This window comes from Bradyrhizobium sp. ORS 375, assembly GCF_000239775.1.
Lineage (GTDB): Bacteria > Pseudomonadota > Alphaproteobacteria > Rhizobiales > Xanthobacteraceae > Bradyrhizobium.
In genome coordinates, this window is sequence record NZ_CAFI01000060.1 from 1 (window position 1) to 10,734 (window position 10,734).

Here is a 10,734-nt window from a genome sequence, read left to right on the forward strand (position 1 = left end):
GCCACACGGGCAGGCTCTCCTATCAGAACCAACTTCCGCACCGTTCGCAATGCGCCTCTACAAGTTCGTCGTGCGCGTCGACGCTTGCCATCGTTCAAGCTGCGTTTACCGTGACTGCAGCTCCGCCGTCCGCCATGGTGACGCATTAACGCCGACTGCGCATAGGTCGTGAACGGCAGGACTTCGGCGAGGCGGTTGCGACCGCGCCGGGTGGATGAGGACATGAACATCGTCGCAGCGGCCAGGCGCATCAGGGACCATCTCGGCTTCTGGCTCAGCGCGCTGGGGCAGGAGGCGATGGACCTGTCGTTGCGCACCCATGCGGAGCTGCGCACGCGCATCGTCGAAAGCCCCGGCACGACCCTGGATGATGCGGCGTTGGCTGCGCTCGTCGCCGATCTCCGCGCCGTCGCCGGCAAGACGCTGCCCGCGGGCGATCTCACTTACGGCATCTTCTCCGGCCAGCGCGATGCGCTCGCCCGTGCCATCATCACGCTGGTGTCCGATGCCGCGACCGGCCGGCCGATCGCCTTCAATGCGCTGGCGGTGATGCAGGTGGCGCGCGATGGCGAGACGCAGGAGGTGATCCATCTCGGCCTGGTGATGGTCGATCCGGAGGTCCGCGGCAAGGGGCTCTCCGGCGTGCTCTATGGCCTCACCACGCTGCTCCTGTTCATCCGCGACGGCCTGCGGCCGAAATGGATCTCCAACGTCACGCAGGTGCCCGCCGTGGCCGGCATGGTCTGCGAGACCTTTTCCGACGTCTATCCGTCGCCGCAGCCCGAGGCGCGGCAGAGCTTCACGCATCTCGAGCTCGCACGCGGCATCATGCGGACGCATCGCGCGGTGTTCGGCGTCGGCGACGAGGCCGGCTTCGACGAGCAACGCTTCGTCATCAGCAACGCCTATACCGGCGGCTCGGATGCGCTGAAGAAGACGTATGACGAGGCGCCGAAGCATCGCGACGACATCTACAACGGCTTCTGCGCCCGCGAGCTCGACTACGTCAGGGGCGACGACCTGCTGCAGCTCGGCCGCATCGACCTCGCCGCTGCCCGGCGCTATCTGCTGCGCGAGATTCCGTCCGGCTCACTGCCGGCGCTGCTGGCGACCTCGGCCGTGCTGGCGCTGCAGCGGATGATCCTGCCGCTGGTGCACTGGCTCGATGACAAGCGCGTTTTCGGCACTTTGCGTCCGCGGCTGCCGTCCGGCGAGGCCACGCGATGATGCCGGGCGTGGTCGCCGACTCCGTCGTCAATCTCTGCGGCGCCATCGGTCTCGCGGTGGCCGGAGCGATGCTGCACCGGCGCGATCCGAGGGGACCGTTGACGGCACGGCTGGTGACGTTGCTGACGCTGGTCGCGGCGCTGTTCCTGCTGCGCGGCATCGCCTGGTGGACCGACAATGCGACGCTCGACCGCATCTCGCTGGTCCCTGCGGCGCTGATCCCGCTCGGTGCGCTCATCGTCACCGAAGGCCTGCTGCGACGGCACGCGCATCGCGGGCTGAAGCTCGCTGCGCTGCTCGGTGGGATCGTGCTCGCGCTGGCCGGCGCGCTCGGTCCGGTGGAGCTCGAGAACGCGCACACGGCCGTGCTGTCGGCGTTCCAGCTCGCCGGCTTCGCGGTGTGTGCGCTGCTGCTGCTACGCCGCGATCGCATGAGCTTGCTGGCGTGGGAGAACCGCGCCATCGATCGCGTCGCCTTCGGCGCGCTGATCGTCATTCCCTTCATCATCACCGATTTCCGTGTGCTGGCGCCGGACATGCCGGTGCGGCTCGGTGCGCTCGGCGCGCTGCTCGCGGTGACCGCGATCCTGATCGCGGGCGCCAGCGCCGAGGCGCAGCGTCAGGGCGTGTGGCTGACTTTGCTGCGGATCTCAGGCGCGGCCTTGCTCGGCGCCGCCGCGGCCGCGCTGTCGGCGGATGTCGATGCGGCGCAAATGCTGCGCTTCTGCGCGGTGGCCATGGCCGGCGTGCTCACGATCGGCCTGATGGGCGATGCGTTGCGCGCCGTGCTCGAGGCCCGCGAGCCCGGCGTGCTGGATTCGATCGGCGCTTCCAGCGCCGCGACCCGCGACGAGCTGATTGCCGAATTGACGCGCCAGCCGATCTTCGAGAGCGCGCGGCGCTATCGCGAGGCGGAGCTCGCGAGCTACGATCCGCCGCTGCTGCGCGACTTTCTCGCCTCGCGCCGCGTCCTGCGCCGGGCCGCTGCGCCGTGGGGCCTGGCGCCGACCGATCCCGCCGTCGAGCGCATGGCGGCGCTGATGGACGCGCGCCACGCGACGCATGTCATCGTGCTGTCGCATCAGCCGGTCGATCTCATCGTGCTCGCGGTGTCGGTGATCGCGGCCGACCCGGCCACCGAAACAGCGCTCGCATTGGTCAGGCGCCTGCTGGTGCAGGCGCCCGAGACCTCGGCGGATCACGCCCACATGTGATGATGATGGTGGTGCGACATCTCCATCATCTGTCCCTCCATGGCGATCGCCGCGGCCACGGCGCCGTCCTGTGAGGCCGGCGCGGCATTCGGCAGCATGATCACGTTCGCGGAAGGCTGGGCCATGATCTCTGCGAGCACGGCGGCCGCATTGGCATTGCCGCCGCCGGTCGTCGCCAGCACTTGTGCGGCGGTGGTGCCGTCGACATTGTAGGCGCCGCCATTGACCGGGATGTTGTTGCCGCCGACATCGGCGGCGTTCTGGTGCATCTGGTCGGCGGCGGCCGCGACCAGCGCCTTGTTGCCGGTCTGGAAGCCCTCGAGGATCTTGGCGATCTCGGCGCCGAGCGTGCTCTGGTCGCCGAGCAGCTCATTGTCGAAGCGGGCCTGGAAGATGCCGCCCTGCGCCGCGTCGAAATCGGTGACGTCCTTCTTGAAGGTCATCAGGTCTGCCGTCACCTTGGCCATCGCCGCGGCATCGCCGGCATTGACCGCGGCGATCGCTGCCTTGCCGAGCGCGTTCGACTGCGCGATGAACATGGCCCAGAAATCGGTCTGCGCCTGGTTGTCCTGATAGGCCGGGGTCGGATTGAGGAAATCGCCGAACTGCGCCCAGCCCTTGAGGCCGTTCTGCTGCGCCATGTTGGCGAGGTTGGTGTCGCCGGCGACGATGTCGATGATATCGAGGAAATCGTCGTTCAGCGCCCGGCCGATGTCGACATTGCCGGCTGCGCCGTTGATGTGGGTGTTGACGAGCGCGAGCTGGTCGATGATGGCGAGCGCGTGCACACCGGTCAGGCCGCCGAACTGCAGCGGATTGGCAGCGACCAGCGCGTTGAGGCCGGCGATCAGCGCGTCGACGTCGCTCTGGATGGTGTCCACATTGCTCTCGTTGACGCCGCCGAGCAGGCGATTGGCGGCATCGTTGAAGATCAGCCCGAGCTCGGCGAGCGTGGTCTTCGGCGCGGTCGCCGCCGTCACGCCGTCCGGCAGCAGTTGCGGCACCTGCAGGAATCCCGTGACGCCATCGGCATTGGTCGCCTTCGCGGCCAGGGCCGGATCGTTGTTGACGAGATTGAGAATGTCGAGATGCGCACTGCGCAGCGCACTCTCGGCCGCCGCGATGCTGCCGAACGCGCCGCCGCCGGTCACCGAGGCCATCGCGGCATCCTGCGCAATGGTGATGTCGGCCAGGATCTTGTTGACGTGGGCGAGCGTCTGGCCGCTGAACTGGCCGGCGGCGACCATCGCCTTCAGCCCGTCCTGAATCACGGTGAGATCGCCGGTGTAGTTGAAGACGCTGCCGAGCCCCTGGCCGCCTTCCTCGACGACGTTGCGCCACAGCCCGCCTTCGAGAAAGCGCGTGGCGTCGTTGAACACCACGCCGAGGTCGGCAAAGCCGAGCGCGGGCGCCGGTGGGGTCGGTGGCGGCGTCGGAGGTGTGGGCGGCGCCGGCTGGCAGTGATGGTGGTGATGGCCGTGATAATGGTGATCGTGGTGGTGACTGTCGTGATGGTGACGATGGTGACGCGTCATGTCCGATGGTCTCCCCAATGCTGCGCACCAATACGGAACGGCCGACCTCATCGAGATTGCGGCTGTCGCGGGTGCGGGTGATGGGGACTATCTGCTGCCCGTTTCATGGCTGCATCGCGCAGGGATTGTGGAATGCGTCTGCGTCAGATTGTCGTGCGGCCCCTACGCAACGCAGCAGCGGAGCTGCGACATCGCAGCGCTTGACGTCGGAGCCGTCGTTGGGCCGCTGGCAAGCAGCCCGGAGCACGGCTGCGCCGCAAGCAGGTGAGTTTCGAAACATTTCATCGCCACGCTTCGGCCGGGCATGATCGCGGCCGCCGAGGCTCCGGTCGTCTTGCGACGATACGACGCGAGGGAACCCGGATCAGGAGCGCGGGGCGGTCAGGCGAAGGACGCCCGGACGTGGCCGGATCATGGCGATTTCTTTACGAACGCGGCGAAGGCCTCCGCGTAGTCCGCATGCCAGCGCGACAGCGGCGGACGGTTTTCGACGATGTCGCCGGCCGCCCACAGGATGCGGCGCTCGTCGAGCGCGCGCGGCACATCATTATCGGGGCACAGCACGTAGAAGTCGCCGGCCGACACGCGCTCCAGCATGAAATCGACCGTCTGCGCCGGCGTCCATGCGGCGGCCGGCTTCTCGATGCGGCCGTTCGCGGTGAGCGGCGTGAACACGAAGCCGGGAATGAACAGATGCGCGGTGACCTGGCAGCCCGGCCTGTTGCGCAGCTCGTGCTGCAGCGCCTCGGTAAAGGCCTTCACGCCGGCTTTGGAGACGTTGTAGGCGGGATCGCCGGGCGGCGTGGTGATGCCCTGCTTGGAGCCGGTGTTGATGATCAGCGCCGGCTTGCCTTGCGCGATCATGTTCGGCGCGAACACCTGCGAGCCATGGATGATGCCCCACAGATTGACACCGAGGATGCGCTGCCAATTGTCCTCCGGGCCGAAGATCTTGCTGCCCGGCTGGATGCCGGCATTGTTCATCAGCACGTCGATGGCGCCGAAGCGCGCGCGCACCGCCGCTTCGAGCGCGACCACGCTGTCACGGTTGCTGACATCGACCTTGGCCGTCATGACCGCGGCCCCGCCGCGCGTCGCGGCGGCGCTGACCTTGGCGGCCGCATCGTGCAGCCGGGCCTCGTCGACGTCGGCGAGGCAGACGTTCATGCCGCGCGCGGCGAAGCGCATGGCCGCGGCAAGGCCGATGCCGGACGCGCCTCCGGTGACGACGGCGGTGTGATCGGCGGATAGAGCAGGGTGGGGCACGGCGTATTCTCCGGCTGGATGATGAGACGGTCGTGTATGACGGCTGAGCGCGGCGGCAAGATCATACGGGGCACCGCATGACAGGTCTTCGCGGCTGCAACGCGCGTGATGGCCCGCCGTTGCAGGGCGTCCGCTTTCGGCATGGAGGGTCTGCTCGTATCGAGGTCGCGCCGACATTGCCACCGCGATGTTTTGCGAACAAGATGATCCTAACCGACAATCACAACGACGCTCACAACGACATTCCACGGGGGAGAAATGCTGCCTGCGCTGTTTTCGCCGCTGACCATCGGTCCGTATCATCTCAAGCATCGCGTCGTCATGGCGCCGCTGACCCGCATGCGCGCCGCCAGGGAGACGCTCGCGCCGCGTCCCTTGAACGTCGACTACTACGCGCAGCGCGCGACGCCGGGCGGCCTGATCATCGCCGAGGCGTCGCCGGTGCTGCCGACCGGCACCGGCAGTCCGAACGTTCCGGGCATCTACAGCGACGCGCAGATCGCCGGCTGGAAGCACGTCGTCGATGCCGTCCACGCCAAGGGCGGCTTGATCTTCCTGCAGCTCTGGCATGTCGGCCGCGTCTCGCATTCCTCGTTCCAGCCGGGCGGTGTGCTGCCGGTGGCGCCATCGTCGATCGCGATCGGCGACGATCTCAAGGCGATGACGGCGGACGGCAAGGGCGCGGCGTACGAGACGCCGCGCGCGCTCGACACCGATGAGATCCCCGCTCTGGTCGCGGCCTACGGCCAGGCCGCGCGCAACGCGATGGCCGCCGGCTTCGATGGCGTCGAGGTGCACGGCGCGAACGGCTATCTGATCGAGCAGTTCCTGCAGACCCGCAGCAACCAGCGCACCGACCGCTATGGCGGCTCAATCGAGAACCGCTGCCGCTTCCTGCTCGAAGTCACGCAGGCGGTGATCGAGGCCTGCGGCGCCGACAAGGTCGGCGTGCGGCTGTCGCCCTATGGCATCGCCAACGGCTCCGGCGAGGCCGAGCCGATGCCGCTGTATACGCAGGCCATCGAGGCGCTCAACAGGCTCGGCATCGCCTATCTGCACCTGATCGAGCCGCGCTCCTCCGGCGCCGGCCGTGCCGACGTCAACTGGCAGAATGTGCCGTCCGCGATCGCTCTGTTCCGGCCGATCTGGAAGGGCGTGCTGATCGGCGCCGGCGGCTTCACTGGTGAGCCCGCGGAGGCCGCCATTGCCGGCGGCCAAGCTGACGCCATCGCCTTCGGCCGCTACTTCATCTCCAACCCGGACCTGCCGGCGCGGCTGCAGCACGGCTGGCCGCTGACGCCGTACAACCGCCCGACCTTCTACGGCGGCGAGGAGAAGGGCTACACGGATTATCCGGCGTATGACGCGACGGTGAGTGCGTAGCTCATCGTCCTCTCCGTCGTCATTGCGAGGAGCGAAGCGACGAAGCAATCCAGAGTCGCGTGCGCAGCCCTGGATTGCTTCGCTTCGCTCGCAATGACGGGGGAGAGAGCTTGCGTGAACAACCAGCAACAGCGTTTGGAGGATCGTCGACCATGAAAAACCGCACCACCGGACGCTCGGCCTTTCTCGCGCTGCTCAAGGACGAAGGTATCACGCATCTGTTCGGCAATCCCGGCACCACCGAGCTGCCGGTCATGCACGCGTTGAAGGACCATCCCGATCTCACCTACGTCATGGCGATGCAGGAGAGCCTGGTGGTGGCGATCGCCGACGGCTACAGCCGCGCCTCGGGCCGGCTCGTCGCCTGCAACGTCCATGTCGCGCCGGGGCTCGGCAATGCGATGGGCGCGCTCTATAACGCGCAGTTCACGGGCACGCCGATGATCCTGACCGCCGGCCAGCAGGAGCAGGGCCACGGTCTGATGGAGCCGCTGCTGTATGGCCCGCTGGTGCGCATGGCGGAGCCGCTGGTGAAATGGGCGGTGGAGGTGACGCGGCTGGAAGATCTGCCGCGCATCGTCAGGCGGGCCGCGAAGGTTGCAACGACGCCGCCGACCGGCCCTGTTTTCATCTCGCTGCCCGGCGACATCCTCAACGCCGAAGCCGGCATCGAGCTCGGCCGCTCGACCCGTGTCGATGCGCGCGTGCAGCCGTCAGCCGACGCGTTGCGAGCGCTCGCGCAACGCATTCTTAAGGCGCAGCGGCCGGTGATCATCACCGGCGACGAGATCGTCAAGAGCGACGCGCTGCAGGCCGCCGCCGATTTCGCATCCGTGCTTGGCGCTCCCGTTTACCAGCAGTCCGCGCCCTACGGCGCGCACTTCCTGTCCGAGCATCCCTGCTACATCGGCTCGCTGTCGCGCGCGCAGAAGCAGGTGCGTGACCTGCTCGCGCCGCACGATCTCCTGATCGTGCTTGGCGCTGACCCCTTGCGGATGTCCGTGCACAGCGAGATCGAGCCGTTACCGGAGGGATTGCCGATCGTGCAGATCGGCCTGGTCGATTGGGAACTGGGCAAGAACTTCGGCGCCGAGATCGCGTTGAAAGCCGACGTCCGCGAGACGCTTGTTCAGTTGACGCCGCTGCTGCGCGAGATCGGCGGCGGGCCGCTAGCGGCCACGGCGCAGACGCGCATCGCGGAGCTGGCGTCGAACAACTGGAGCGCGCGGCGCCAAACGCTCACCGCGCAGATCGAAACGGCACGCGACAAGACGCCGATCGATCCCGATTATCTGGCGCTGCAGGTCGCCCAGGCGATGCCCGAACACGGCATCCTGGTCGACGAAGGCCTGACCTCGGCACGCTACATGACGGCGCTGTGGCCCTATCGCGACCGCTACAACTATCACGGCCTCGCCTCCGGCGGCATCGGCTGGGGCCTGCCGGCCTCGGTCGGCGTCAGCCTCGCCAATCCCGACCGCCCCGTGGTGTGCTACTCCGGCGACGGCAGCGCAATGTATTCGATCCAGGCGCTGTGGACCGCCGCCCACCACAAGCTGCCGCTGTCGGTGGTCATCGTCAACAATGGCGGCTACCGCATCATCAAGCAGCGACTCTTGTCGTTCCACGGCGACGACAACTACATCGGCATGGACTTTATCGATCCGCCGGTGGATTTCGCCGGACTGGCAAGATCGCTCGGCTGCGAGGCGCTGCGCGTCAGTGATCCGCGTGAGCTGAAGCCCGTGTTGTCGGAGGCCTTCCGGCGGCCCGGCACCAAGCTGATCGAGGTGATGGTGAGCAACGCGGTGAATTGAGCAGGCGTCAAGCTGAGAGGGGCGGTCCGTCCACGCCCACAGTCGTCATTCCGGGGCACGCGGGTCTACGACCCGCGTGAGCCCGGAATCCATAGCCACAGGCGGACGTTGTGACGCGAGCTGGTCATGACCATCCGTTTCTCCCCACAACCGCCTGTGGCTATGGATTCCGGGCTCATCGAGTGCAGGGCGGCTGCGCCACCCTGCACTCGATGCCCCGGAATGACGACCTCATGAGCAGCTGCCCGAAAAAATCTCTTTACGAATACCCGAATATATGCTGTATTCCCGAAATCCCGCCTCACACGGAGGGGCGCATCGCGATCGTCACGACACGCGAGGTGGGGAGGCGACGGCTGTCGGCATGCCGCAGCGCGGGGAAGCCCGCGCCGACGAACGGCATCTGGCGGACGCAAAGGCGTGTGGTCCTGGCGCCCCGATGCTGGCGTCAAGTCCGCGGGTGATGATCCCGCTGGCGATGGTGGCTATCAAGCCCGAACACCAGGGAGAGCGCGCTATAAGCGTGAAAACCGTCGCGCGGGGAATGCCGGATGACCGGCTGAACCTGTGGTGACTGCCGCCTGCTACTCTTTCTGCAGGCGGGCCATGGGTGAGGCCTTCACCCGGCATTCCCCGCGCCCTCCGTTTTTCGAGGGTGTTCACTGCCACAAGCTCGGGTGCGCGATCGCACCGCGAGAACGGCGACACACGTTTGCTGTCATGCGTCTGCTGTCATGCGTCGCGTCAATCGGTTCCGAAATCTGAGACCGGGCCGATCTCCCACTGAATTCAAACCCAGCCCCTTCCGCTCGCGCCTTGATCCCGATATGACGCCGCCTTCGTTGTGACTGGAAAAGCGCCATGACCAGGATTGATGCAATCGCCCGTGCCCGCCAGAGCCTGACGAGCGGAGACTTCCTGGCCGAGCTCGGCCGCCGGGTCGCCTATCGCACCGAGAGCCTCAATCCCGAGCGCAAGGACGAGCTCGAATCCTACCTCACCGACGAGCTGACGCCGTCTTTCGCCGAGCTCGGCTTTTCCTCCGAACTCGTGCCGTCGCCCAGCGGTCGCTCGCCGTTCCTGATCGCGACCTGTCATGAGAGCGACAGTGCGCCGACCGTGCTGAGCTACGGCCATGGCGACACCGTCGACGGCATGACCGGCGAGTGGCGCGAGGGGCGTGATCCCTGGGCGGTGACCCGGGCCGGCAACCGCCTCTACGGCCGTGGCACCGCCGACAACAAGGGCCAGCACAGCATCAACATGGCGGCGCTGCGCGCGGTGCGCGACGCCCGGGGCGGCAAGCTCGGCTTCAATGCAAAATTCATCATCGAGATGGGGGAGGAGATCGGCTCGCCCGACCTTGCCAAGGTCGCCGATCTCAAGCGCGAGGCACTGAAGGCCGACGTCTTCATCGGCTCCGATGGCCCGCGGCTGTCGACCGCGCGTCCTACCATCTTTCTCGGCTGCCGCGGCGGCATCCGGCTGCATCTCGACGTCAACCTGCGCGAGGGCGGCAATCATTCCGGCAATTGGGGCGGCGTGCTCGCCAATCCCGCCACCATCCTCGCCAATGCGATCGCGACCTTGGTCGACGGCCACGGCCGCATCAAGCTGGACTCGCTGAAGCCGCCGCGCCTCACCAATGCGATCCGCGCCATCCTGGCCGACGTGCAGGTCGAGCCGACCGCCGACGAGCCGGCGCTGTCGGACAATTGGGGCGAGGACGGACTCACCCCGTCGGAGCGGTTGTATGCCTGGAACACGCTCGAGGTGCTCGCGATCTCCTCCGGCAATATCGACAAGCCGGCGAACGCGATTCCCGGCCGCGCCCGGGCCGTGCTGCAACTGCGCTTTGTGGTCGGCACCAAGGTCGACGCCATCGTCGAGGATGTGAAGGCCCATCTCGTCGCGCACGGTTTCCCGATGATCGAGGTCAGCATGACGCAAGGCTTCGCGGCCTCGCGCGCCGACATCGACAGCCCCTGGATCAAATGGGCGGCGGAGTCGATCAAGATGAGCACCGGCAAAGCGCCCGCCGTGCTGCCGAACTTCGGCGGCTCGCTGCCGAATGACGTGTTTGCCGATGTGCTGAAGATGCCGACCATGTGGGTCCCTCATTCCTATCCCGGCTGCTCGCAGCATGCGCCGGACGAGCACATTCTGATGGACGTGACGGAGGAGGCGCTGGGTCTGATGGCGGGGCTGTTCTGGGATCTGGGCGAGTTGCGGAAGCCGCTGTGAGCTGGGACCTTGTGAGCCACACCCTCGGCCGCGCGGGCGGTCCTCGCC

7 protein-coding genes are annotated in these 10,734 nt (G+C 67.2%); 5 read left to right on the forward strand and 2 right to left on the reverse strand.

Annotation, left to right across the window (positions count from 1 at the left end; all coding sequences use genetic code 11):
* The first annotated feature begins 222 nt into the window (after positions 1-222).
* Both BRAO375_RS05350 and BRAO375_RS05355 read left to right on the forward strand, forming a co-directional pair.
* Positions 223-1,227 carry a hypothetical protein gene (locus BRAO375_RS05350; RefSeq protein WP_009026432.1) on the forward strand — a complete coding sequence of 335 codons (1,005 nt, stop codon included), beginning with the start codon at positions 223-225 and terminating at the stop codon, positions 1,225-1,227.
* The gene (locus BRAO375_RS05355; RefSeq protein ID WP_009026433.1) at positions 1,227-2,441 is read left to right on the forward strand and encodes a hypothetical protein; all 1,215 of its coding nucleotides are present in this window, start codon (positions 1,227-1,229) and stop codon (positions 2,439-2,441) included. The genes BRAO375_RS05350 and BRAO375_RS05355 overlap by 1 nt, the downstream gene beginning before the upstream one ends.
* On the opposite strand, the gene BRAO375_RS05360 is transcribed toward BRAO375_RS05355, so the two are convergent.
* Entirely contained in the window at positions 2,426-3,976 is a 1,551-nt protein-coding gene (locus tag BRAO375_RS05360; protein WP_009026434.1) for a hypothetical protein, read from the reverse strand. The two genes, BRAO375_RS05355 and BRAO375_RS05360, sit on opposite strands and share 16 nt — an antisense overlap.
* 411 nt (positions 3,977-4,387) lie before the next feature.
* Entirely contained in the window at positions 4,388-5,242 is an 855-nt protein-coding gene (locus tag BRAO375_RS05370; protein WP_009026435.1) for an SDR family NAD(P)-dependent oxidoreductase, read from the reverse strand.
* Between the two features lie 258 nt (positions 5,243-5,500).
* Between BRAO375_RS05370 and BRAO375_RS05375 the strand changes: the two genes are divergently transcribed.
* The 3 genes from BRAO375_RS05375 (at position 5,501) to BRAO375_RS05390 (ending at position 10,686) form a co-directional block, all read left to right on the forward strand.
* The gene (locus BRAO375_RS05375) at positions 5,501-6,625 is read left to right on the forward strand and encodes an alkene reductase (protein WP_009026436.1); all 1,125 of its coding nucleotides are present in this window, start codon (positions 5,501-5,503) and stop codon (positions 6,623-6,625) included.
* A 152-nt stretch (positions 6,626-6,777) separates the two neighbouring features.
* Positions 6,778-8,442, forward strand: coding sequence for a thiamine pyrophosphate-binding protein (locus BRAO375_RS05380; RefSeq protein ID WP_009026437.1), 1,665 nt, complete (start codon positions 6,778-6,780; stop codon positions 8,440-8,442).
* Positions 8,443-9,303: 861 nt separating this feature from the next.
* Positions 9,304-10,686 carry a M20 family metallopeptidase gene (locus BRAO375_RS05390; RefSeq protein WP_009026438.1) on the forward strand — a complete coding sequence of 461 codons (1,383 nt, stop codon included), beginning with the start codon at positions 9,304-9,306 and terminating at the stop codon, positions 10,684-10,686.
* The last annotated feature ends 48 nt before the right edge of the window (positions 10,687-10,734 follow it).